The sequence below is a fragment of the Martinezella dioscoreae genome, from assembly GCF_009176305.1.
GTDB classification, from domain to species: domain Bacteria; phylum Pseudomonadota; class Alphaproteobacteria; order Rhizobiales; family Rhizobiaceae; genus Rhizobium; species Rhizobium dioscoreae.
On the sequence record NZ_BLAJ01000003.1, the window covers coordinates 735,696 to 760,132 of the forward strand.

Genomic DNA, 24,437 nt, shown 5'->3' on the forward strand with positions numbered 1-24,437 from the left:
TTCAACTGGAATAGTGATTTCATGGCTACGAAGACGACACAGCAAAGCAGCGAGGAATCGCTGGAGATTTCAAACAGCGACGCCGCCTTGGATGAGGCCATCGATGGTCTGCGCGGCGTCCTGAAGAAAGACAATGAAGGCGGTCTGCCCGATTTCGAGGCCGACGCATTCGGCGCGCAAACAGGCACGGATCTCTCCACCTTCGGCGATTTCGGGGACGACAACTCCGCTCCAGCCTTCGATGACGGCGAGTTCGGCGGCGTGTCTGCGGCACCGGCTGCCCCCGGCAGCGCGCTCACTGCGAATATGGACCTGATCATGGATATCCCGATCGACGTCCAGATCGTGCTCGGCAGCAGCCGCATGCCGGTGTCCGGCCTGATGAACCTGGCCGAGGGCGCAATCATCGCACTGGACAAGAAGATCGGCGAACCGGTCGAAATTACCGTGAACGGCCGCAAGATCGGCCGGGGCGAGATTACCGTTCTGGAACATGACGACACCAGATTCGGCATCAAGCTCACTGAAATTTATAACGCGAAGAAAAGCTGAACCCGGCTCAGGATGAGCCCACTCCCCCTGGCGGGACGGAGACGAAGACCATGATGGACTTTGACGATTTCAGCGGCGCGATCGCCGAGAAACCGTTATCTCAGACTGAAAAGGCAGCCGCCGTCCTTCTCGCCATGGGCAAGCAAGTGGCGGGACGGCTGCTGAAATACTTCACGCAGGCCGAGCTGCAGATGATCATCGCCTCAGCGCAATCACTGCGGGTTATTCCGCCGGACGAGCTGGCACAGCTCGTCGCGGAATTCGAAGACCTCTTCACCGAGGGCGCCGGCCTCATGGACAACGCCAAGGCCATCGAGAGCATTCTCGAAGAGGGCCTGACACCGGACGAGGTCGACAGCCTGCTTGGCCGTCGCACGGCGTTCCAGGCCTACGAGACATCCATCTGGGATCGCCTGGGCGAGGCCGATCCGGTCTTCGTCGCCAAGTTCTTCCTGCGCGAGCATCCTCAGACGATCGCCTATGTGCTTTCCATGATGCCTTCGGCCTTCGGCGCGAAGATCCTGCTGCAGCTCCCCGAAGCCCAGCGCGCCGACATCATGAACCGCACCGTCAATATCAAGGACGTCAGCCCCAAGGCTGCCCAGATAATCGAAAACCGCGTTCTCGGGCTGATGGCTGAGATCGACGCCGAACGCAACGCGTCCGGTTCCACGAAGGTTGCCGATCTGATGAACGAACTCGACAAGCCGGTGGTCGATACGCTGCTGAGTTCGCTGGAATCGATCAACAAGGAATCGGTCGAGAAGGTTCGCCCGAAGATCTTCCTCTTCGACGATCTCACCCGTATGCCGCAGCCGAGCCGCGTCCTGCTGCTCAACGACATCGCCGCCGACATCCTGACGATGGCGCTGCGGGGATCCGGCAACGAGATCCGCGAGATCGTGCTGTCCTCGATCAGCCCGCGTCAGCGCCGCATGATCGAATCCGACCTGCAGATGGGCAATGCCGGCATAAACCCGCGCGAAATCGCGATTGCCCGGCGTGCCATCGCCCAGGAAGCCATTCGTCTGGCCAACTCCGGCCAGATCGAGCTCAAGACCAAGGAAAATACGCCTGTGGAAGAAGCGGCGTAAACGCGGCGCGACTCAGCTAAAACATCATAGACTGACAAGCTATGGGCCGCGCATGATGCGCGGCCTCTTTCCGTTTCGCAGAGGGCGGCTGCTTTGGCTGACGAAGACAAGGACAGTAAAACAGAAAAACCGACGGAGAAAAAACTCCGCGATACGATCGAGAAGGGCAATGTCCCTCACTCCAGGGAAGCAACGCTCTTTGCTTCCATGCTCGCGACCGTCATCTACGTTACCTTCTTTCTGCCCGAACGCATGGGCCGCATGGGCGAGGTTCTGCGCGATCTCTTCGAAAAGCCGGATCAATGGCAGCTGGAGACAGGCCCAGACGCCATCTCGCTGTTTACGCGCATAGGCTGGGAAGTCGGCAACATGGTGCTGCCGGCGGTCGTGCTCTTCTTCGTCTTCGGGATCGGCGCCTCGATTTTCCAGAACCTGCCTACCCCCGTTCTCGAACGAATCAGGCCACAGTTTTCACGCATATCGCCGGCGAAAGGTTTCACGCGCATCTTCAGCGCGACCGGCATGGTGGAATTCGGCAAATCCCTCGCAAAAATCGTGCTGGTCAGCATCGTCATGTTTTTCGTGCTGCGCAGCCAGTACTTCCATGCGATGGATTCGATGGTGTCCGACCCGCAGACCATCTTCGTGCGTCTGTCGACGATCGTTCAGCGCATCCTGATCATCGTGCTGATGGCGACCGTCGTCGTCGGTGTTGCCGACCTGTTGTGGAGCCGGCATCACTGGTTCGACCAATTGAAGATGACGAAGCAGGAGGTCAAGGACGAGCACAAGCAGTCGCAGGGCGACCCGATCGTCAAGTCTCGCCAGCGCTCGATCGCGCGCGACCGCGCCCGCCGCCGCATGATGAAGCAGGTGCCGCGCGCCACCCTCGTCATCGCCAACCCGACTCACTTCGCCGTCGCACTTCGCTATGTGCGCGAGGAAAACGACGCCCCTGTCGTCGTCGCCAAAGGCCAGGACCTGATTGCTCTGAAAATCAGGGAGATAGCCGAGGCCAACAATATTCCCGTTTTCGAAGACCCGCCGCTCGCGCGCTCCATGTTTGCGCAAGTCTCGGTTGATAGCGTCATACCGTCAGTATTTTACAAGGCTGTCGCAGAACTCATCCATCGGATCTATGCCGCACAGTCGAATAGAAAACGGGTACGATAAACCAAATGAAAAAATGCCCCTACTCTGCCCAGCGTGAACAAATACTAGCCGAAGCCATCAGCCCGGTCGCAAGCGAGCTGCGCCTCCTCGATGCCGCCGATCTGATCTCGCTGCTGCGCTTCGAACGATATGGCAACCTCGCTGACCTCGTCGCCTCGGCCGCCGAGCTCTATTTTCTTCCCGGCACGGTCAATTTCGGGCTCGGCGGCGACTACAAGCTCGATTGGGGCGGGCCGGCGGAAGTGACGCTCGATCTGGAGATCAAGCCGCGGGGCGTCACCATCTATGCCAAGCTTTCGCTGGCGGAGCACCATGCGGGCATCGAGATCAACCACATTGCCTTCGACAAGGCCTCCGTCGATCCCGACGAGAACACGGCGCTGCTCGCCCGCAGCCTAAGGGACGCGCGTTACGTCGTCCGCGGCGAGGCCGCACACGCATTCTGAGGAATTCCTTTTTCAAAGATCGGCAAAGTGATTCGCGAGAGCGGCGTGCATCCGGCAGAAACCGGAACGCCGCTCAATTCATTTGTTCAGCAAGGTGTCGCAGGTGATTTCGTCTTGCGGCAGTGCCCCAAGGCGCCGCTATCTCAGCTTATGTAGCCGAAGCGGATCGCCTTCGCGATGGCCTGGATGCGGTTGACGCTGTCGAGCTTGATCGTCGCCGATCCGAGATAAGCGTTGACGGTATGCACCGACAATCCAAGCTTGTCGGCAATCTCTTCGCTGATGCGCCCGTCGCCGGCAAGCTGCAGGCAGGCGATTTCGCGCTCGCTCAGCGCTTCGGCCGCCTGTGAACGGCGCTCGTCCAGCGACAGGAGCTGCATCATGATCTGGCAGCTGCGGCCGTGCAGCTCGACGATCATATCGCTCGAGAGATCCATGAACTTGGCCGTGAAGACGGTGTAGCCATTGCCGACGGCGCCGAGCCGCACGGGAAAGGCGGCGCCGGCAAAAGGCAGGAGATGCGGCTTCAGGCGCTGCGTGAAGACGGCAAAATCCGGCGTCTCGGCGGTGCTGTCGCTGTCGCGCCCGTTCCACATCAGCGGCAGCAGCGATTTGTCGATATGCTCGATCAGTGCTTCGCCATAGGCCTCCACAAAGGATTTGCCGACGACGGAGTTGGCCGAGCCCCAATTATCGAGTTCGCATACCAGGCGCTGCTTATGCGGCAGGCCGGAGCCGTGCAGGCGATAAACGGCAAAATGCTGCGCGTCGATCAGCTTTTGCATCGACACCAGCTTCGGGAACAGATCGGAGCGGCCGGAGATCCGCCCGGAACGGGTAAGCCGTGATTCGCCCGGCATATCCGTCGTCCTGTCTGGCTGATAGCGCATCCGGTCGGCCCTTAAACGAGATTATTGCGCACTGCAAAGGCGATAGCCTCCGAGCGGGTCTTGGTGGCGGTCTTGCGCATGACGCTGGTAATATAGTTGTTGATGGTATTGCGCGAGATCCCGAGGATCATCGCGATCTCATCGCTCGTCTTGCCTTCGGCGATCCAGAACAGGCATTCCAGCTCGCGCTCGGTCAGATCGAAATCGCGCTCCAGCTTGCCCTCGAAGCAACGCGTGGAACTGGCGAGATAGCCGGCCAGGAGGCCGACATCCCTCAACCGCTCGGGCAGAAGCACCGCCGCTTCGCTCGCCAGCAGCAGCAGGGAGAAGCGGGTGCGACCGACATTGAACGTCAAGGCATGATATTGCCGGCCCACACCGTCAGGCAGCGAGACATCATCGGGAAGCAGCGCCAGGCTTGGCTGAAACAGCGCCATGCACTTTTCAAGCTCGCCGATGCGGCCATAACCGCTTGTCAGCTCCGTTGCCAGACGCCGGACAAGATCGAAGGGCCAATCGGAGGAAATCACGAAGTCGAGCCCGCTTTCCTGGATGAGATCGGACCTGACAAGAAGATAATGGGAGGCGCCGGCGTAGCTCGCCAGGGCGTGAAGGCCGGCTTGAAGATAGGCAGGGCCTGAAACGGCATTCAGCTGCAGAATGAGCTGCTCGCGCGACATAGCTCCGGCGGACGCGATCGATCGCGCATCCCTATCGCCTTTGCTCATCTGCGATATCTGCATGTCCATACTTGCATTTCCTGCCGCTGTTGGACGATCGGCCGTCAACGAGAGCATTGTTCCGTCAGAACCCAATCCCTTCACCTCAGAGAATCGGCAGCGAATCTCGACGAGGCATCGAAGCCGGATCTTTCTCTACCGCGACTAAACACTTCCGGCGGATACGGATGGATGGGCGCATGTCTCATCCCTGAATTCGACACCCGCAATCGCACCGGCGCGCACTGCCGCAAGCACGATCTACGAATCATGAGCTAATTTCCCGCTCCGGAATCTACAAACTTAAAACATGCGAAACGCGGAAAACGATGGTCGATTCGCTCGGAATACACAGTTGTTACGCAATAGATACAGTATTTGTAAGTCGATTCTTTATACCCAGCAACCGTATATCCATTGAAATTCCATCTTACGAACACGTCAATTCGGCTAGCCGCGACTAATTGATCACAGGTGGCATCGACAATGATGCAAGTTCAAATGTCATCCCCTGGATAGAAAAAGGACCGGGAATTTCCCGGTCCTTTTGTCAGGCGGCCTGGTCGACGGCCCATTTCCTGAGGATCTTTGCAGCGCGTTCTTCGCTGATTTCCACCATGCGGGACAGGCGGCGCTCCGGCCCTTCCTTGACGCGGCGGTTGAAGGTTCCGCCATCGTCGCCCATCGTCAGCAGGTCGTCGGTGCTGTCGAAGCCGAAGTCCGAGCCGAAGCCGTCCATCAGTGCCGCGCCGGGGCCGCCGACCGCCGGCGCGAAATCCGGCAATTCCAGGCCCGCTGCTTCCGGAAGAGCCATGCTGCTGGACGAGCCGCCGAGCGAGCGGATCAGCGGACGGAAGCCCATCCAGACGATCAGGAAGGCGACCGCGACGAAGGCCAGCGAGTTGATGATGCCGGCCATGTTGCGGCTCAGCATATCGGTAATGCTAAAGCTGGAGGATGTGTCTTCAAGCAGCTGGTTGTCGAGGAAGTCCATCGCATTGACGGTAACGATGTCGCCGCGGGCCGGGTCGACACCCGCTGCCGTTGCGACGATCTTCTGCATTTCCGCAATATAGGCGTCGATCTTGGCCTGATCAGCGCCCTGGCCGACCATTTGCGCGATGCGGCCCTTATTGACCACCACGGCGACGGACAGTTTTTCGATCTTGTAGCTGGTGCGGGTCGTGGCCGTCGTCTTGCTGTTGATTTCGTAGTTGGTCTGTTCCTCGCGCTTGTCGGACTGATCGTTCGACGTCGGCGTGTTGCCGCCGGATTGCGGGGCCGCCTGCGGAATATTCTGCTCCACGGTCGCGGCGCTGTCGGGCTGGCTCTGCTGCGACTTCTGCGCTTCCTTCACGGTGCGGACGGAGCGTTCGACCTTCGAGTCCGGATCGTATGTGGTTTCCTGCACCTGCTGGCTGTCGGTATTCAGCTGTGCCGTCACGCTGGAGCGGAAATTATCCATGCCGAGGAAGGGCGCCAAGGCCTTGTCGATGTTGGATTCGACTTCGCTCTGCACGTTCTGCACGATGCCGAGATTGCGGCTGAGAGCGCCGTTGCCGGGATCGTCGCCCGATGCGAGCAACTGGCCCGTGGAGTCGAGGATCGTTACATCATCGACCTCCAGGCCGGGAACGGCTGACGCGACGAGGTGGCGGATAGCCGAAGCCGATTTGCGGGCAGCTTCCGCACTCGCGCGGATCATGACGGATGCCGTCGGCTTCTGATCCGCCTTCCGGAAATTGCCGACATCCTGCATGACGATATGGACGCGGGCGGCGCTGATGCCGGCGATCGAGGTGATGGTGCGGCTGATTTCGCCCTCGAGGGCACGGACGCGGGTGACTTCCTGCATGAAGGAGGTTAGACCGAGCGAACCGACATTGTCGAAGAGCTCATAGCCGGCCTTGCCGCTGGTGGGCAGGCCGCGTTCAGCAAGAAGCGCGCGGGCCTTGCCGGTCATGCCCGCCGGAACGGTCAGGCTGGAGCCATCCGTACCGACCTGGAAATTGATCTTGGCTTCCGCGAGCGCGATGCTGATCTGGTTGAGATCCGTCGCATCCAGGCCGACATACAATGTCTCCTGTGCGGGCTTATTGACATAGAGGGCTGCAAAAAGGATCAGCAGCATGGACACGGCGCCCACGCCCCCCAGGATCATCAGCCGCGTTCTCCCGAGATTCTGAAGATTCCGAAGCAGGGGAACTAATTGATTTAACAGATTCATTCTGTTCTCGCACGATTCGTCAAAGACCTGATGGCTTTGTGCTATGCGGCGAAAATAGAAATCGAAACTTGTGCGAACGTTTCGTCCGGCCAGAAGAGCCCAGGAAAAAGCCGGGAAGAAATGCAGGAGATTATATAAGAAAAACAGTATCTATTGCTGACGACGCGGTCAGAAGAAATCGAAATCGCCGGCAGCCTTTGCCATGGGTTGGGCCATGGTCTGCGAATGCGCGTGAAAACCGCCGCCGCCGAGCGCCTTTTGCATCTCCGTCAGCTTGACCAGGCTCAGCGCCGTCGCGAGATCCACCGTCCAGCCCTCGGGCATGGTGCCGGCAATGGTATCGATGAATTCGGCGATGCCGCGCGTCTTCTGCACGGCGAGATCAATACCCTGGACGACCTTCATGGCCTCCGGCGAGGCCAGTATATTGGCGTCGCTGATGTCAAGCAGCTGGGGCTCGATGCGTTCGATCAGATAGGCGATGTCATGCAATTCGGAAACGATGCGCAGAAGGATAGCCGGAAGCGTCTCCTCGATGGCAGCCGTCTCAACGCGCTGGAAGGGGGTCATGCGCTTGCCTCGTTGATCAGAAAAATTCGATCGTGTTGTCAACCGGCTTCGGAGCAATGACCGGACGCTGCTCCAGCGCCACGGTCTTCTGTGTCTCGGCGCCGGTCAGCGGATATTGCCTGGCCCTTCCGGAGATTGGCCAATATTCGATCTTGCGCCCGTGTTCGCCGCCGGTGCTGGAGCTGACGACCGGGATGCCTTCGTCTTTCAGAAATTGCATGGCAAAGACCGCGTTCTGCTCGCCGACATTGGAGAAGGTCGCGATCGTCTTGGCGCCACCGAAAACTTTCGCCTCGAGCCGGTCACGCCTTGCGCCCTTCTTCAGGAGGCCGTTGATCAGAAGTTCCATCAGGTGCACGCCGTAACGCGTCGCATCGCCGCCGCTCATCGGCGAGTTCGCCATTCCCGGAAGGAGGAAATGGTTCATCCCGCCAACGCCGGCGATGGGATCGCGCAGGCAAGCCGCCACGCAAGAGCCGAGAATGGTCGTCAGCACCACTTCGGGATCGCTGATGACCTTGTACTCGCCCTGAATAATATGCACGCGGCGGGCGCCACCTTCGACGATCATTTTAGAGCTCCGAAGACGGCCTCGATGGCAGCTTTCATCTTTTCGATGGTAAAGGGCTTGGCGAGCACGTTGTTGGCACCGAGCTGCGCCGCCTTCTGAACCAGCGCACGGTCGCCCTGCGCCGTCAGGATGATGAAGGCCGCCTTCTTGGTCGTCGGGTTGGTGCGCACCGCCTGCAGGAGGCCGAGCCCGTCCATCTTCGGCATGTTGAAATCGGAGATGACGAGATGATGCGGCTGCTGCTGCATGATCTTCATCCCCTGCTCACCGTCGCCGGCAGCCGTGATCTGCTTGAATCCGAGCTGCGTCAGCGCATCGCTCAGCAGCAGGCGGCTGGTGACCTGATCGTCAACGATCAGAACTTTGATTTTCTCCGCTAGAGACATTATTCGCTCCCTTCCTTTCGGGCGGCTGTGGCTTTCAAAATTTCCTCGCCAATGGCGTTCAGCGGAAACTGCTGTTCGACTGCACCAAGCTCGTGGGCGACCCTCGGCATACCGTAGACCACGCAGGTCTTCTCGTTCTGCCCGATGGTGCGCGCGCCGGCATGGCGCATCTTGAGGAGACCGGCGGCGCCGTCGCGCCCCATGCCGGTCAGGATCACGCCGACGGCATTGCGGCCTGCCAGTTCGGCAACCGAATCAAAAAGCACGTCGACGGAAGGGCGATGGCCGTTCACCGGCCCGCCGTCTACCAGACGGCAATGGGGGGCGGATGCATTGGCGACCCTGAGGTGCCTTTCGCCGCCCGGCGCCAGATAGATTTTGCCGATTTCGAGCCGCGCACCATCGGTCGCCTCCTGGACGACCGGGGCGCAGAGGCGATTCAGGCGCTCGGCGAAGCTGCGCGTGAAGGTCGGCGGCATATGCTGCGTGATGACCGTCGGCGGACAATTGACCGGGAACTTCTGCAAGACGTTGATCAGCGCCTCGACGCCGCCGGTGGAGGAACCGATCGCGACGATCTTGCGGCCCACACGGAAATCCGCGACGGCCGGCGGCTGCGCGCGCTGGGCGGCGGGCTTCACATATTGACGTTGAGAGCGGGCAGCCGCCTTTACCTTCTCTGCCAGATCGCCGAAGGGATGCGGCTCGCCCGGGGACGGCTTTCCGACGCAATCGAACGCACCGATTTCGAGCGCGGCAAGCGTCGCATCGGCGCCGCGATGGGTCATCGTGGAAACCATGATGACGGGCATGGGCCTGAGCGTCATGATCTTTTCCAGGAATTCGAGGCCGTTCATGTTCGGCATCTCGATATCGAGCGTGACGACATCCGGATTGAGCGCCTTGATGGCGGCGCGCGCTTCCATCGCATCGCCGGCCTGGCCGATGACATCGACCTCTGGATCGGCACGCAGGACGGCGGTGATCAGGCCGCGCATCGTCGGGGAGTCATCGACCACGAGAACACGAGCAGGAGAATTCATGGCTTCCTCCCCGCGGTCTTGCCGAGATAGCGATAGGTGGTGATGCCGATATTATCGAAGACGTGCTTGGCCTCGCCGGCGACCCGCTCGGAGTGGCCGATATAGAGATGGCCGGCATCCTGCAGCTGGCCGGCAAAGCGCGTCCAGATCTTCGTCTGCGTCGGCTCGTCGAAGTAGATGACGACGTTGCGGCAGAAGATGACGTCGAACAGGCCCTTGAAGGGCCATTGCCCGAGCAGGTTCAGCTCGTTGAAGGTAATGAGCCGCTTGACGCGATCGTCGATCTGGAATTTGCGGCGGCCCTGGACATTGACTTCCTGGAACCACTGCTTGCGCATGGCCGGAGAAACCGTTTCGAGAGAAGACTCGTCATAGGCACCAGCGCGGGCAAGCCCGAGGATCTTGGGGTCGATATCCGTTGCCAGGATCTTGAAATCGAAATCGGCGACATTCGGCATCAAGGCAAGCACCGTCAGCGCGATCGAGTAAGGCTCCTGCCCGTCAGAACAGGCGGCCGACCAGATGCGCACCCGGCCGCCAGCCTTGGCGCGCGCCAGGAGACCCGGCAGAACCTCGTCGCGCAGATGATCGAAATGATGGTTTTCGCGGAAGAAGCGGGTGAAATTGGTCGTCAGATGCGACAGCATCTCGCGACGCGCCGCACTTCCCGCGGGCGAAGACACCAGCTGGCAGTAGTCGCGGAAGCCGGAGAGCCCCAGCGCGCGGATATGCTTCGACAGCCTGGAATAGACGAGCGATGCCTTGCTCTCATTGAGAGAAATGCCCGCATCCGAATAGATCATGGCGGCGATTTCCGAGAGGTCGCGGCGCGTCAGCGGATATTCGCCGCTCGCCAGCACCTCATCGGGAGACGCCTTGAAATCCGTTGCTCCCATCACGCTCATGCAGCCTCGCTTTCGCTTTCAGGGAACAGGGCTTCCAGTTCGATCAGACAGATCATGCGGCGGTCGATCGCCACGATGCCGCGGGCAAACTGCCGCTCGTGATCGGAGGAGACTTCCGGCGTTGGCTGGATGCTGTCGTCGGTGATCGTCAGAATGTCCGATACGGCGTCAACAAGAAGACCGACCACCTTGCGCTTCACTTGCGCGACGATGATCACATGCCGAGCCGTCGGTTCCGCACGCTTCATGCCGAGCCGGGCGGAGAGATCGATGATCGGCAGCACGGCGCCGCGCAGGTTGATGACGCCGAGCATGTAACCGGGCGCATGCGGCATGGCCGTTGCCGGGGTCCAGCCGCGGATTTCACGAACCGACATGATGTCGACGCAGAATTCCTGGTCGCCGATGCGGAAGGCGATCAGCTCGCGATTGCCCTGGCTCAGGCTCTTGACGGCATAGGACATCAACTCACCCCACCGCCGCATAAGACATTTCAGGCTTCAGCGACTGGCCGCGCGAAGCGCCGACCACTGCATCGACGTCAAGGATCAGCGCCACGCGTCCATCGCCGAGGATGGTTGCCGCCGCAATGCCCGGGACATGCGTGTAGTTGGCCTCGAGGCTCTTGATGACGACTTGGCGCTGGCCCTGAATGGCATCGACCATGAGGGCGCGCTGACCGCCGCCTTCCGATTCCACCAGCAGCGCGACGCCTTCGACCGGATTGGCCTGCGTGGCACGGAAATTCAGGATGCGGCCGACATCGACCAGCGGGCAGAAGCTGTTGCGGATCGAGATCAGACGATGGTTCGCACCGAAGGAGTGGATAGCGGACGCTTCGGGCTGCAGCGTTTCGACGATCGCCGTCAGCGGCACGACGAGCGTCTGGCCGGCAACGGTGACCACCATGCCGTCGAGGACTGCGAGCGTCAGCGGCAGGCTCATCGTGAAGACAGAACCCTGCCCCGGCTTGGAGCTGATGTTGATGCGGCCGCCGAGCGCCTGGATCGAGCGCTTGACCACGTCCATGCCGACGCCTCGGCCTGAGATGTCAGAGATCTTGTCGGCGGTCGAGAAGCCCGGCAGGAAGATCAGGTTGTCGACTTCCTCATCCGAAAGATTGGCATCGGCTGCGATCAGGTCGTTATCGATCGCCTTCTGGCGGACTTTCTCGCGGTTGATGCCGGCCCCATCGTCGGCAAGCTCGATGAGGATGCGGCCGGAGCGATGCTTTGCCGTCAGGCGAACGGTGCCTTCCGGGTTCTTGCCGAGTGCCGCGCGTTTTTCCGGCGTTTCGACGCCATGGTCGACCGCATTGCGGATCATGTGGGTGAGCGGCTCGGCAAGCTTGTCGATGACGGTCTTGTCGACTTCGGTGTTCTCGCCCTCGGTGATCAGGCGGATCGACTTGCCGGTCATGTCGGCGATTTCGCGGACGATACGCGACATACGCTGGAAGACCGGCTTCACCGGCTGGGCGCGGATCGCCATGACGCTGTCCTGAATCTCGCGGGTGAGCTGCTGCAGCTCTTCGAGACCCATGTTGATGGAGGATGCGCCGTTGTTGTCGTTCTCGATGACGCTCTGGGAGAGCATCGCCTGATTGATGACAAGCTCGCCGACAAGGTTGATCAGGCGGTCGACACGATCGAGATCGACACGGATGGTCTGGCCGGCGGCGGCAGCGGCGGCACTGTTCTGCGCCGCGGCTGCATTGGAAGCGGCAGCGGCGGCAAGGGCGGCTTCCTTCTTTTCGACGCGTGCGGCAGCGGAGGCGAGCTGCGTGACGTTGCTTGCGGTTTCCGCAGCAGCCACGGCGGCAGCGACGTCGTTTCTCGGCGCGGATGTCTCCTCTATGGTTTCGGCAGCCGGTGCGGCGCCGTCATCGAGGATCGAGAGATCGAAGGGCACCGGTATCATCGGCAATTCTTCGCCACTCGAAGACCCGCCGCTTCCAGCCAGCTGGACATCGAGATCGCAGTCCCATTCAGCAAATTCGAAGACGGTGCGAATGGCGTCTTCGCCCTTGTCCGTCTTAATGGAGATCGCCCATTTGAAATAGGCGCCTTCGGGATCGAGATCGATAAGACCCGGCAGCGCATCCATATCGCAGAAGATATTCATCTCGCCGAGCCGCGAGAGATCGCGCAGCAGCAGCGTCGCATCATTGCCCTTGGCGTAGAGATCGGACCGCGGCTTGAAATTGACTTCATATTCCGGCCTGGCATCGACGGCAGGCTCATCGCTGCCGAAATCGTCGTCGAAGCTGAAGGGAATCGGCTGGAAACCGCTTTCGTCCGTGGGCGCAGGCGCGGCCACGACGGGCTTCGAAGCAACATCGGCAACCGCCGCTGCCGACGGCGCGGGAATATCGCCATTTGCCAGCGCTTCCAGTTCCTTGACGAGGCCGCGGCTGCGCGCCGGATCGACACTGCCGCCATCACGGGCGGCGTTGGTGAGATCCGCCAGCACGTCGGCCGCCTTGAGCATGACCTTCAGGACATCCTGGGTCGGCTCCAGCTTGTTGGATCGAACGCAATCGAGTGTGGTCTCGAAGACGTGGGCGAATGCGACCAGGTCGTCCAGACCGAAGGCCCCTGCCCCACCCTTGATGGAATGAACGGCGCGGAATACGGCATTGACGGTTTCCGGGTCACGGTCGCCATCATTCAATTTCAGGAGACCGGATTCCAGTTCAGCGAGCTGCTCTTCGCACTCCTGGAAGAAAATCTCTTTGATTTCGTTCATATCCATAAGGGGCGGATCCTGTTTAGGCGGTTACGCGCTCGATGGCATCGATCAGCTTGGCGGGATCGAACGGCTTGACGATCCAGCCGGTCGCGCCGGCCTGGCGGGCACGGTTCTTCTTTTCCGCATCACTCTCCGTCGTCAGCACGAGGATCGGCACGGCGCGGTATCTGTCGTTGCGGCGAACGCCCTCGATGAAGCCAAAGCCGTCAAGGCGCGGCATATTGATGTCGGTGACGATGACATCGGGATTGGCTTCTTCCAGAATTTCCAGGCCTTCGACACCGTCTTCGGCCTGAATGGTCTCGAAACCCGCATTGTTGAGAGTGACGAGAAGCATGTTTCGAATGGTCCGTGAATCATCCACGGTCAGCACTTTTTTCTTCATTGCCGGATCTCCTTGGCAAGCAGATGGGAGATATCCACCCCGATCACCTGCATCGTTTTTTGAAATGCATCCGACACCTTGGAGAAGGTGAAGGAGAGCTTGTCCTCATCCCAGGTCTTGGCGGCGGCCATGATGACCTGCACGCACAAGGTCCCGATCCTTTCGACGCCGGACGCATCGATCGCGACATTGCTGCCGCGCAACCCCATCAACGTGCCGCGAAGGGCGGAGGCCTCGTTGAGGTCCAGCACCGCGGCCAGACTGATTGTCTTTTCGCCTTTCCTGCTCGGCATCGCGTCATTCCCCGTTGTCTGAAATCAGGCCCGTCGGCCCGCATATGCATGAAACTGAAAGATCAATAGGCATTGCGATCGCCTCCCGCTGCGGTCCTGCGAAGCGGGAAGCCGAAATCGGCCATCTCCTCGTCATTCTGCGCAGCGCCGAATTCCTCGCGGGCGGGGAGCTGTCGCTGCTGCGCGGCTCTGACCGGCACGCCAGCGACGGCATGCCGCCGCTCGCGCTCGATGCGGAACTCGCGGATGGTTCGGCCGAGCTCGACGACGACGGTATGCAGGTGATCGGCATCTTGCTCGGAGCGGCTGGCATTGCTGCCGGCGGCGGCCGCCCGCTCGCTGTGGCCGCCGATATCCGATGTCAGCGCCTGAAGGCCGGCGACCTGTTCGTCGCTCGCAGCCGCAATTCCGGAAATGGCTTCGTTGATATCCGTCACCTGGCGCACAATGCTGCCGATCGCGTCCTGGGTGCGGCCGACCATCTGGACGCCCGCATCTACCTGCGCCTTGGTTCCCGTCACCAGCACCTTGATCTCGCGGGCCGCATCGGCGGAACGCTGGGCAAGCGCGCGAACTTCCTGCGCGACGACGGCAAAGCCGCGGCCACTGTCGCCGGCGCGGGCTGCCTCGATGCCGGCATTGAGTGCGAGAAGATTGGTCTGGAAGGCAATCTCATCGATGACGCCGATGATCTGGCCGATCTTTTCGGCTGACGTTTCGATATCGGCCATAGCGGAGATCGCCTGCCCGACGATCCTTCCGCTGTCTTCCGCCGCGATGCGGGTCGATGCCGTCACGCGCTCGGCAGAACGGGTGTTGGCCGCATTGCCGCGCACCTGATCGGCTAGCTCTGCAAGCTGCTTTGCGGAGGCCGCAAGTCCTCGCGACTGTTCGGACGATTTTTCAGCCAAGGATTTCGCGGAGCGGGAAATGGCGCCGCTCGTCGCTTCAGCCGCCTCCACACCACCGGACAGGGCCGAAAACTGCTGCTGAATGTCCTCCAGCGCCGCATTCAAAGCTTCCGCGACCTCGGCATAGGCTTCAGGACAATCCATTGGCACCCGGGTCGTCAGATCGCGATCGGCAAGGCCATTGGCAAGCTCGGTAATAAAAGCCGCAGCCTCGGCGCGATCGGTAGCCCGCTGTTCGGCCAGTGCCCGCTGGTGACCGACCCGCAATTCGTTGAACCGCAACGAGACAGCAATTTCGACATCGACCATCACCAGGCGCACGACCGATGTCACGAGTTCGCCCAATTCACGGGCGCGACGCTTGGCTCCGGGCAGGATGGCTCGGCTGCCCATGTCTTCGAGAAGGCCGGCAAGAAGATGCTCCAGCACGACCCCATGGCCCGCAACGTGCCAGCGTGGATCGAGCCCCATCTTGCTTTCGCTGTCGGACAGAACCTTGACGCGCTCGGCATAAAGGCTGTCGAAGCGTGCATCCGTCAGCACATCCCAATGGGAGGATTGCAGATCCTGAAGGCGTTCGAGCTGGCTTTCGCTCGAAAAATTGCGCGCGGCGTCCGGATAGGCCTGAAAGCGGTGGAAAAGATCGCGCAGGCCGGCTTTCAGATGCGCTTCGAGCATTGGCCGGTGACGGCGCAAGGTTTCGCATTGCCCGGCATCGAGACCAGCAAAACGCAAACGGTCGCGAAGGCTGCCAGCCTGCGCCCTGCGTGCCTGATCTGACGGCGAATCCTGCGCCAAAGTCGTCCCTGCCGAACTGCCGCGCATTCAAGCGCCGGCGAAACCGCTGATGATCCGCGCCAGGCGCAATGAGGAGGCGAGGAAAGGCAGCCGTAGCCGTCGATCATGTGATCGAGGCACCGAAGCTCGCTCGTTCATCAAAGTCTATTGCGGACCTGTTTGATGACATGGATACCGGATCGGACCCGGTACGACGGGGCGGCTTCATGCCTGCTGAGAACGAGTCACAATTTTCCCATTCCGACGTTCAGGCTCAATATTTATGGTTAATTCCTTGCCCGAAGGTTAATGACGGAAGAAGGCATGTCTCCTACTGATCTATACTAAATTAGCGATTACTTTCAGATATAGTTTGTCGCCGTGGAAGAACATCGATCGCAAGTCACGAGCAAGCTTCATCCCTTACTACCCAAGGGATAGACACTTCCGATGTCGCTACGGAGAGAGCAATGATTGTTCTTGGTTTGACCGCCTCGCTGATGGCCAGCTTGACGCTTGCGGCCTTCATGCTTCTGTCCCGCATCGAAGCGGCGCGCGGCAAAGCTACCCCTCGCATTCTCTAGGAGCTTTAACGGACATCTGATATCCGAAATCGGACATATGGCACTTCGCGGCCACACGATGCGAGCGCTGTAGTTCCCGCGGATGGCAGGAGCTAGCTTTGGCCTCAATAGTTCCGTATTAAGCCTCACGATCAGGCACCGAGACCCATCCTTTAATGCTCGACACGACCCATTCCCGAACAAATGCCCAGAAACTTTCGCTGGGCCTCGCCCTTGCGATCATCTTCGGAGTAACGCTCTGGCGCGTGCTCATGTTGCTCCTCAACAGGACGGACCTCTTCGTCGATGAGGCACAATATTGGTTCTGGGGCCAGAATCTGGATTTCGGCTATTATTCCAAGCCGCCGATGATTGCCTGGGTCATCCGCTTCTTCAATACGATCTCCGGCTCGGATTCGACCTTCTGGATCCGCATATCGGCGCCGCTCTTCCATCTTGCCACCGCCCTGATGCTGATGTGCACGACGCGGCGGCTGATCGACGACGAGACCGGACGCGAGATCGCGCCATGGGTCGGCGTCATCTTCATCACGCTGCCGGCTGCCTCGCTTTCCGCCGTGCTGGTATCGACGGACACGATCCAGATCCTGTTCGTAACCATCGCCATCTGGGCTTTTATCGGGCTGACCAGGCGTTCCTCGGTGCTGGAAGCTGTCATCCTCGGTGCCAGCCTCGGCATCGCCTTCCTGACGAAATATTCGGTGCTCTTCCTTCTGCCCGGTGTCGGCATTGCCATGCTGACGATGCGTTCGGCGCGTATCGCCTGGCGGGACGTTGCCATTGCCGCCATTATCGGGGCCATCGTCGTTTCCCCCAATCTCTGGTGGAATCTCACCCATGATGCGACGACCATAAAGCACACCGAAAACATCGCCCAATGGAGCAAGAGCGGCGGCGGCAACACCCTGCTGAAGCACATACTCAACGGGCTCAGCTTCTTCGGTGCCCAGTTCGGCGTCGTCGGCCCGGTCGTCTTCTACGCGCTTTTGTGGGCGACGTGGCGATTGATCCGCGGGCAGAGCGACGACCGGGAAAAGCTGCTGTTCTGGCTCTCTGTGCCTGTCGTGGCGCTGATCACGCTGCAGGCCCTCCTCGCCAAGGCCTATGCCAACTGGGCCGTCTCGGCTTATGCCGCAGGCACCATTCTCGCCGTCTGGCTGCTCTATCGCCTGACGAAAAAGGGGCTGAGCACCTCGCTTATCATAGGCGCCGTCGTCGCCTTCGTGATCCCGGTGCTGACGGTGTTTGCCTATGACATCAAGCTGCCGAACGGCGATCTTGTCATGAAGCGCTATGTCGGCCGCAGCGTCATCAGTGAAGAAATCGCCAATATCGCCACGGAGGCGAAACTGACTGAAATCGTTGCCCAGGACCGCGATATCCTCGCCGATCTCTACTACACGCTGAAAGGCAAGCCGTTCCACATCTATGCCCGCCACTTCGGCGGCTTCCCCGCGAATTATTACGAGCAGGATTTCTCCCTGCCGGTCAGCGTGACCGGTCCGGTCTTGTTCGTCGACAACGATCCGATCGATTGCCCGGAAGGCCAGGCCGAACTCATCAAGAGCTGGTCGCCACCCTATGGCGAGATGAAGGGCAAGACGCTTTATGCCTATCGCGTCCCGGCATCCTGCCTGGCGCCTAAATCGTCGGCAGCGGGTGCGACGGAAAATTAAGAAATCGAGCCGGGACTGTTGACCGGCTCGTGCAACTGCATCATGACAGGCCACACTAGGAAGACGCCAAGCGTCCTGTTATCATGACCGAACCGCTGGAGTTCGCTCCGGCAAAGGAATGAAGGCATTTTGGACCGTTGAGCCCGCTTGAATTCGGCGCCGCCGACAGCGAAGATAGAGACGACAGGACGCACCGCGCCGGAGCGCGCGTGATCGCCTCGCTGTTCGTCGCATTCTTCGCCTATATCGGATTGGCGCTTGGCGGTGGCATCAACCTTGCCGCGCGCGCCGATGCGGACGCGCTCTCCTCGGGCAAAGACACCCAGCCTCTCTATCTATCACTGCGTGACCCGGTCCGCGGAATCGTCGTTGCCGATCGGCTGGTGACGCCGAAAGCTACATGGCACGATATAGGGCCTGCAACGCTTGCTGCCCTCCCTACCCTCGGATATCCGGCAACCTCGTGGCAATCGTACCGCCCGGATGATGCCACACGGTTCGAATCCCTGGCGTTTCACGCCTATCTCGCACGTGCGCCTCCAGGCGCGCTCGCCTAAGCGTTTGGCGCAGACGCGCTGAATTTCCGACACGACCTCAAGTCCGCCTGCGGCCAGACCGTCGGCATAAGCCTATTTTCAAGGATAATACCCATGCGTACCTCACCATGGCTCGTGGCACTCTATACGGTGATCATCGTCATTGGCTTTCTGATCGCACTGCCGAACGCGCTGCCGCCGTCGGTTCTCAGCAAGATCCCATCCTGGCTGCCTCATAGCCAGGTTTCGCTCGGCCTCGACCTTCGCGGCGGCTCCTATCTCGTTCTCGAAGTCGACGAGAAGGACCTGACGAACGGCCGGCTGCAATCGCTGCAGCAGGACGCGCGCCGCGTGCTGCGCGACAAGAACATCCAGACCCGCTCGATCGTCCGCAATGGCGACCAGATCGTCGTGACGCTCAGCGACGCCTCGCAGAGCAGCGATGCCGTGACGCAGCTGCAGACGCTGGCCAATACGATCACGTCGGGCCTCTCGGCCGGCCAGTCCGATCTCAACATCAAGCCGAATGGCGCGACGATCGCGATGTCCTTCTCGCCGGCCGGTATTTCGGCCAACGTCGATTCCGCCGTTCAGCAGAGCCTTGAAGTTATCCGCAAGCGCGTCGACCAGGTGGGCGTTGCCGAGCCAACCATTCAGCGCGTCGGTCCGAACCGCGTTCTCGTCCAGCTTCCCGGCGCACAGGATCCGTCGCACCTGCGCGAGCTTCTCGGCTCGACCGCGAAGATGTCCTTCCATCTGCTGGCCGATAACGTCGACCCGAACAATCCCGGCCCCGGCGTCACCATCATGAAGGACGAGCAGGGCAACAGCTATCCGGTTCTCGACCGCATCGAACTGTCCGGCGACCGCCTGACGGATGCCCGCGTCAGCTTCGATCCGAACACGCACGAGCCGCTCGTCACCTTCCGCTTCGACAGCGCCGGCGCCAACCGGTTTGCCGAAATCACCCGCGAAAATGTCGGCAAGCCCTTCGCCATCGTCCTCGACAACAAGGTTCTGAGTGCGCCTAATATCCGCGAGCCGATCACCGGCGGCTCGGGCCAGATCTCCGGCAACTTCACCGCAGACAGCGCCACCACGCTTGCAGCCTTGCTGCGCGCCGGTGCCCTGCCGGCCAAGCTCACCGTCATCGAGGAGCGCACCGTCGGCGCCGACCTTGGTAGCGACGCGATCCAGAAGGGCATCTATAGCGGCCTGGTCGGCTTCGTTCTGGTTGCCGCCTTCATCTTCGTGCTCTATGGCGCCTGGGGGATTCTGGCGAATGTTGCCCTGCTCATCCACACGGTCCTGACCTTCTCGGCCCTGACGCTTGTCGGCGCCACGCTGACGCTGCCCGGCATCGCCGGCGTCGTCCTTGGTATCGGCCTCGCGGTTGATGCCAACGTTCTCATCAACGAGCGCATCCGCGAAGAAACCCGGAAGGGCCGCGGCGCCTTCGCCGCCATCGATAACGGTTTCAAGAAGGCTTATTCGACGATCATCGACGGCAACATGACGGCGCTGATTGCCGCCGCCATCCTGTTCTACTTCGGCTCCGGCCCGGTTCGCGGCTTTGCCGTGACCATGGGTCTCGGCCTCATCATCTCAATGTTCACCTCCGTCGCCTTCGTGCGTGTCGTGATGATCGCCATCACCCGTCGCCGCAAGCTGAAGGTGATCAACATCAGGCCGCTGATCCCCTTCAGCCCCTATGACAAGCACATCCAGTTCATGAAGGCCCGCTTCTTCGGCGTCACCGTCTCGGCGATCCTGTCGCTCGCCTCGGTGGTCCTGTTCATCCATCCGGGCCTCAACTACGGCGTTGATTTCCGCGGCGGTATCCAGATGTCGGTCAAGACCAAGGACGCGGCCGATCTGGCGACGTTCCGCGAGGGTCTGAACACGCTCGGCCTCGGCGAAATCGCACTGCAGTCCTTCGGCGACAATAACAGCCTCCTTGTCCGCGCCCAGCGCCAGGACGGCGGCGAAGAGGCGCAGACGGCGGCAGTGACCAAGCTTAAAGCCGAAATCGTCAAGATCGACCCGAGCGCGACCATCGAAGGCACCGATGTCATCGGTCCGAAGGTTTCGGGCGAGCTTGCCTGGGCCGGCATCCTGTCGGTCGTGATCGCCAGCCTGGCGATGCTGTTCTACATCTGGTATCGCTTCGAATGGCCGTTCGCGGTCGGCGCCATCGTGACGCTGGTGCTCGACGTCACCAAGGCGATCGGCTTCTTCGCGATCACCGGCCTCGATTTCAACCTGACGGCCATCGCCGCGATCCTGACGCTTGTGGGATATTCGGTGAACGACAAGGTCGTGGTCTATGACCGCATGCGTGAAAACATGCGGCTCTACAAGTCGATGCCGCTGCGCGACATCATCGACAAATCGATCAACGAGACCCTGGCGCGAAGCCTCTATACCAACGCCACTGCCTTCCTGGCGCTGGTGCCGATGGCAATCTGGGGCGGCAGCGCCGTCTCCAGCTTCGCGATCCCGATGGTGTTCGGCATCCTCGTTGCCGGCGCCTCGTCGGTCTTCATCGCCGCACCGATCCTGCTGTTCCTCGGCGACTGGCGCCGCCGTCATGCCAAGCCGGTTGCCAATGATACGGCATCGACAGACGGCAAATCCGGTAAGGACAACAAGCAGATTCCTGCGGCATAATAAATGAAAAGAGGACATGCCCGGCTTCGGGGCATGTCCTTCGCCGCCCTACGAAATCGGCGGCATATGCAAAGGCAAGCCCGGACGCGGCGCCGTAATCTTTTCCACGACACCGTTTTCCTGTTCGCTGACGAGCAGATGTTTGCCGTCGACGGTAAAAGCAATATTAGCTGGGCGCGCGCCGTCCGTGCGGATATGACCGGCCATTTTTCCCTCGGCGTCCACCATGGAAATTTCACCCAGGCCGTACATGGCGCAGTAAAGCATGCCGCTGCGATCAAAGGCGAGGCCGGCCGGCCCGCGCAGCGCGTTCACGGCGGGCGATGTCATCGACTGGACAAACATTTCCTGCCTGCCGCCAACGACCTGCCGATAGATTTTTCCAGTCAGTGTTTCACTATAATAGAGCAATCCATCGGCATCGAAGGCAATGCCGCTCGCAAAGAGCAGACCGGCTGCGAGGACACGGATGACCCGTCCCTCAGCCGGATCGATCTGATAGACGCAGCCATTGTAAGCCGCCTTGAAGAAATCGGGATGGATGTGGCCGCCTTCGAGAAGATTGGCAAGACGGATGCCAGAATCAGTCATGTAAAGCAGGCCGTCGGGTCCGAAAGCGAGTGCATTCGGATGCAGAAAGGGACCATCCGCGCTACCCTCGATGACTTGCAGGACGCGGCCTTGCGCCGATAATCTGACAAGAGAATTCTCCGGGCCGTTGGCTACCCAGAAACATCCGTCGCCATCGACCGCAATCCCCATCGGCCGGCCGCCGACCCGGCAAAGTTCCTGCGGTACGCCGCTTGTGTCGAAAAGTTTCAGACAGCGGCGACTGGCATCCATTTCCACGACCGCCAGGCGGCCGTCCGGCAAAGCCACGAGGCCGCTAGGCAGACGCAGCCCGGTGGCAATCGTTTCGTTCATGTTTTGAAACCTTCATTCTACGCATTACGAAGCCCCAAAAACTCAAAATGCTGCGCCGGAATGATACATAAGCACGAAGAAGATCCTTTTCGAGCCGGACGAGTGCAAATCCGGATAAGATTCTTGCGCCGGAGGTCACATCCGCGTGCAGGCCCTGTTCATCTTGACAGGCTTTGGCGATTCGGAACATCCATAGAACGTCCCTATATTTTCGCGCTTGCGATTCGCCGCATGCCGCGCTCCGCCTGCCGCCGGAGGTACTCAGGAGAGTCGATGACCGCCGCCTATCTGGAAAAGCTGAACCCGGAGCAACGGCTGGCGGTGGAACATGGCACGACGGCAGGCGACGGTCATATTGCCGGGCCGCTGCTCGTCATCGCCGGGGCCGGCTCCGGCAAGACGAATACGCTTGCCCATCGCGTCGCGCATCTAATCGTTAGAGGTGCGGACCCGCGCCGCATCCTGCTGATGACCTTTTCGCGCCGCGCTGCCGCCGAGATGGGCCGTCGCGTCGAGCGGATCTGCCGCGAGGTGCTGGGTGCGAATGCCGGCATTAACGCCGACGCGCTGGCATGGAGCGGCACGTTCCACGGCATCGGCGCACGTCTGCTCAGGGACTATGCCGAGCAGATCGGCATCGATGCGGCCTTCACGATCCACGACCGGGAAGATAGCGCCGACCTGATGAATCTTGCGCGCCATGATCTCGGCTTCTCGAAGACGGAGAACCGCTTCCCGACCAAGGCGACATGCCTTGCGATCTATTCGCGCTCCGTCAATGCGGAAGCGCCGCTCGACGGCGTGCTGCGGGATTACTTCCCGTGGTGCGCCATGTGGGAGCAGCAGCTGCGTGATCTCTTCGCCTCTTATGTCGAGGCGAAACAGGCGCAGAACGTGCTCGATTACGACGACTTGCTGCTCTATTGGGCGCATATGCTGCAAGAGCCGCTGATCGCCGAGGATATCGGCAGCCGCTTCGACCATGTGCTTGTCGACGAATATCAGGACACCAACCGGCTGCAGTCCTCCATTCTGCTGGCTCTCAAGCCCGATGGCCGCGGACTGACCGTCGTCGGTGACGATGCGCAGTCGATCTATTCCTTCCGCGCCGCGACCGTGCGCAACATTCTAGACTTCCCCAAGGCTTTCACGCCCTCGGCCGATATCGTCACGCTCGACCGCAATTACCGCTCGACGCAGCCGATCCTTGCTGCCGCCAACGCTGTAATCGATCTCGCCTCGGAGCGCTTCACCAAGAACCTGCGCACCGAACGGCAAAGCACGGAACGGCCGCGGCTGGTGACGGTGCGCGACGAGGCCGATCAGGCGCGCTACATCGCCGATCAGATACTGGAAAATCGTGAGGGCGGCGTAAGGCTGAAGCAACAGGCAGTGCTATTCCGCACCTCCAGCCATAGCGGCCCGCTGGAAGTGGAACTCACCCGGCGCAACATTCCCTTCGTCAAGTTCGGTGGGCTGAAGTTCCTCGATAGTGCTCATGTCAAGGACATGCTGGCGGCGCTTCGCTTCGCCCAGAACCCGCGCGATCGCGTCGCCGGCTTCCGCCTGATGCAGCTCTTGCCCGGCGTCGGTCCCTCCACGGCGCAGCGCGTGCTCGACCAGATCGGCGAAGAGGCAAGCCCGATTACCGCGCTCACCGAACTACCGCCACCGCCGCGCACGGGAGACGACTGGGCCGCTTTCGTCGAGACGATGCGCAAGGTCAAAAGCGGCAAGGCCGGCTGGCCGGCGGAAATCGGCCTCGTTCGCCAATGGTACGAGCCACATCTGGAACGCGCGCATGAGGATGCCGCGACCCGCCAGGCGGATCTCGTCCAGCTCGAACAGATCGCCGCGGGCTACGGCTCGCGCGAGCGCTTCCTCACGGAATTGACGCTTGATCCGCCTGACGCCACCAGCGATCAGGCCGGCGTGCCGCTGCTGGACGAGGACTACCTGATCCTGTCGACTATCCATTCCGCCAAGGGCCAGGAATGGACGAAGGTCTTCATCCTCAACGCCGTCGACGGCTGCATCCCCGCCGATCTCGCGGTCGGATCATCGGCCGAGATCGAGGAGGAACGGCGGCTGCTCTACGTCGCTATGACCAGGGCGAAGGACAATCTCGACCTCGTCATTCCGCAGCGCTTCTTCGTGCACGGCCAGCATGCGCAGGGCGACAAACATGTCTTTGCCTCGCGCACCCGTTTCATTCCCGCGACCTTGCTGCAGTTCTTCGAGATTTGCGGCTGGCCGCAGGCACGGCCTGAAAGTGCCGCCGCGATCCGGGCGCGGGAGGTACGCGTCGATGTGGGCGCGCGGATGCGGGGCATGTGGCGGTGAATTGGGGTTAT

Annotated in this window: 22 protein-coding genes; 8 read left to right on the top strand and 14 right to left on the bottom strand. The window is 60.8% G+C overall.

All coding sequences use genetic code 11. From position 1 onward, the window contains the following. Positions 1-21 precede the first annotated feature (21 nt). From fliN to GDN47_RS15445, 4 genes are all read left to right on the top strand, one after another. Positions 22-552: a flagellar motor switch protein FliN gene (gene fliN, locus GDN47_RS15430; RefSeq protein WP_113332076.1), complete on the top strand. Its 531-nt coding sequence runs from the start codon at positions 22-24 to the stop codon at positions 550-552. Positions 553-602: 50 nt separating this feature from the next. Beyond that, the gene (gene fliG, locus GDN47_RS15435) at positions 603-1,646 is read left to right on the top strand and encodes a flagellar motor switch protein FliG (protein WP_069611302.1); all 1,044 of its coding nucleotides are present in this window, start codon (positions 603-605) and stop codon (positions 1,644-1,646) included. Positions 1,647-1,739: 93 nt separating this feature from the next. Continuing rightward, entirely contained in the window at positions 1,740-2,819 is a 1,080-nt protein-coding gene (gene flhB, locus GDN47_RS15440; RefSeq protein ID WP_113332074.1) for a flagellar biosynthesis protein FlhB, read from the top strand. Positions 2,820-2,824: 5 nt separating this feature from the next. Beyond that, positions 2,825-3,265, top strand: coding sequence for a BspJ family T4SS effector nucleomodulin (locus tag GDN47_RS15445; protein WP_092709076.1), 441 nt, complete (start codon positions 2,825-2,827; stop codon positions 3,263-3,265). A gap of 143 nt (positions 3,266-3,408) precedes the next feature. Here the strand turns inward: GDN47_RS15445 and visR are convergent, their stop codons facing one another. From visR to GDN47_RS15510, 13 genes are all read right to left on the bottom strand, one after another. Next, positions 3,409-4,155, bottom strand: a complete 747-nt coding sequence (visR, locus tag GDN47_RS15450) for a transcriptional regulator VisR (RefSeq protein ID WP_371864866.1) — start codon at positions 4,153-4,155, stop codon at positions 3,409-3,411. A gap of 11 nt (positions 4,156-4,166) precedes the next feature. Further along, a complete protein-coding gene (gene visN, locus GDN47_RS15455; RefSeq protein ID WP_113332073.1) occupies positions 4,167-4,904 on the bottom strand; it encodes a transcriptional regulator VisN in 738 nt (245 codons plus the stop codon). 520 nt (positions 4,905-5,424) lie between these two features. Beyond that, positions 5,425-7,101, bottom strand: coding sequence for a flagellar basal-body MS-ring/collar protein FliF (fliF, locus tag GDN47_RS15460; protein WP_152093715.1), 1,677 nt, complete (start codon positions 7,099-7,101; stop codon positions 5,425-5,427). A 168-nt stretch (positions 7,102-7,269) separates the two neighbouring features. Continuing rightward, positions 7,270-7,671, bottom strand: a complete 402-nt coding sequence (gene cheT / locus GDN47_RS15465; RefSeq protein WP_113332071.1) for a chemotaxis protein CheT — start codon at positions 7,669-7,671, stop codon at positions 7,270-7,272. A 16-nt stretch (positions 7,672-7,687) separates the two neighbouring features. Beyond that, positions 7,688-8,242: a chemoreceptor glutamine deamidase CheD gene (cheD, locus tag GDN47_RS15470; RefSeq protein ID WP_152093716.1), complete on the bottom strand. Its 555-nt coding sequence runs from the start codon at positions 8,240-8,242 to the stop codon at positions 7,688-7,690. Continuing rightward, positions 8,239-8,628, bottom strand: a complete 390-nt coding sequence (locus GDN47_RS15475; RefSeq protein ID WP_095433933.1) for a response regulator — start codon at positions 8,626-8,628, stop codon at positions 8,239-8,241. The genes cheD and GDN47_RS15475 overlap by 4 nt, the downstream gene beginning before the upstream one ends. After that, on the bottom strand, positions 8,628-9,671 hold the full coding sequence (gene cheB / locus GDN47_RS15480) for a protein-glutamate O-methylesterase CheB (RefSeq protein WP_113332070.1): 1,044 nt from the start codon (positions 9,669-9,671) through the stop codon (positions 8,628-8,630). The genes GDN47_RS15475 and cheB overlap by 1 nt, the downstream gene beginning before the upstream one ends. Next, positions 9,668-10,576, bottom strand: coding sequence for a protein-glutamate O-methyltransferase CheR (gene cheR / locus GDN47_RS15485; RefSeq protein ID WP_152093717.1), 909 nt, complete (start codon positions 10,574-10,576; stop codon positions 9,668-9,670). The genes cheB and cheR overlap by 4 nt, the downstream gene beginning before the upstream one ends. Beyond that, complete coding sequence (locus tag GDN47_RS15490) at positions 10,573-11,040, bottom strand: chemotaxis protein CheW (RefSeq protein ID WP_113332068.1); 468 nt, start codon at positions 11,038-11,040, stop codon at positions 10,573-10,575. The genes cheR and GDN47_RS15490 overlap by 4 nt, the downstream gene beginning before the upstream one ends. A gap of 4 nt (positions 11,041-11,044) precedes the next feature. Further along, positions 11,045-13,330 carry a chemotaxis protein CheA gene (locus GDN47_RS15495; protein WP_113332067.1) on the bottom strand — a complete coding sequence of 762 codons (2,286 nt, stop codon included), beginning with the start codon at positions 13,328-13,330 and terminating at the stop codon, positions 11,045-11,047. A 16-nt stretch (positions 13,331-13,346) separates the two neighbouring features. After that, entirely contained in the window at positions 13,347-13,712 is a 366-nt protein-coding gene (gene cheY1, locus GDN47_RS15500; RefSeq protein WP_004128526.1) for a chemotaxis response regulator CheY1, read from the bottom strand. Continuing rightward, positions 13,709-14,005: an STAS domain-containing protein gene (locus tag GDN47_RS15505; RefSeq protein WP_069611290.1), complete on the bottom strand. Its 297-nt coding sequence runs from the start codon at positions 14,003-14,005 to the stop codon at positions 13,709-13,711. Before GDN47_RS15505 ends, cheY1 begins: the two co-directional genes overlap by 4 nt. 62 nt (positions 14,006-14,067) lie before the next feature. Then, entirely contained in the window at positions 14,068-15,714 is a 1,647-nt protein-coding gene (locus GDN47_RS15510; protein ID WP_145633921.1) for a globin-coupled sensor protein, read from the bottom strand. Positions 15,715-16,432: 718 nt separating this feature from the next. Between GDN47_RS15510 and GDN47_RS15515 the strand changes: the two genes are divergently transcribed. The 3 genes from GDN47_RS15515 to secD all read left to right on the top strand — a co-directional run bounded on the left by GDN47_RS15515 (position 16,433) and on the right by secD (position 21,159). Beyond that, on the top strand, positions 16,433-17,953 hold the full coding sequence (locus GDN47_RS15515) for an ArnT family glycosyltransferase (RefSeq protein ID WP_145633341.1): 1,521 nt from the start codon (positions 16,433-16,435) through the stop codon (positions 17,951-17,953). A 137-nt stretch (positions 17,954-18,090) separates the two neighbouring features. Beyond that, entirely contained in the window at positions 18,091-18,510 is a 420-nt protein-coding gene (locus GDN47_RS15520) for a hypothetical protein (RefSeq protein ID WP_145633344.1), read from the top strand. Between the two features lie 93 nt (positions 18,511-18,603). Then, positions 18,604-21,159, top strand: coding sequence for a protein translocase subunit SecD (gene secD, locus GDN47_RS15525; protein WP_113351218.1), 2,556 nt, complete (start codon positions 18,604-18,606; stop codon positions 21,157-21,159). Positions 21,160-21,207: 48 nt separating this feature from the next. Here the strand turns inward: secD and GDN47_RS15530 are convergent, their stop codons facing one another. Beyond that, positions 21,208-22,083 carry an SMP-30/gluconolactonase/LRE family protein gene (locus tag GDN47_RS15530; RefSeq protein ID WP_113332063.1) on the bottom strand — a complete coding sequence of 292 codons (876 nt, stop codon included), beginning with the start codon at positions 22,081-22,083 and terminating at the stop codon, positions 21,208-21,210. Between the two features lie 273 nt (positions 22,084-22,356). On the opposite strand from GDN47_RS15530, the gene GDN47_RS15535 reads away from it, so the two are divergent. After that, positions 22,357-24,426, top strand: a complete 2,070-nt coding sequence (locus tag GDN47_RS15535; protein ID WP_152093718.1) for an ATP-dependent helicase — start codon at positions 22,357-22,359, stop codon at positions 24,424-24,426. Positions 24,427-24,437: the final 11 nt, after the last annotated feature.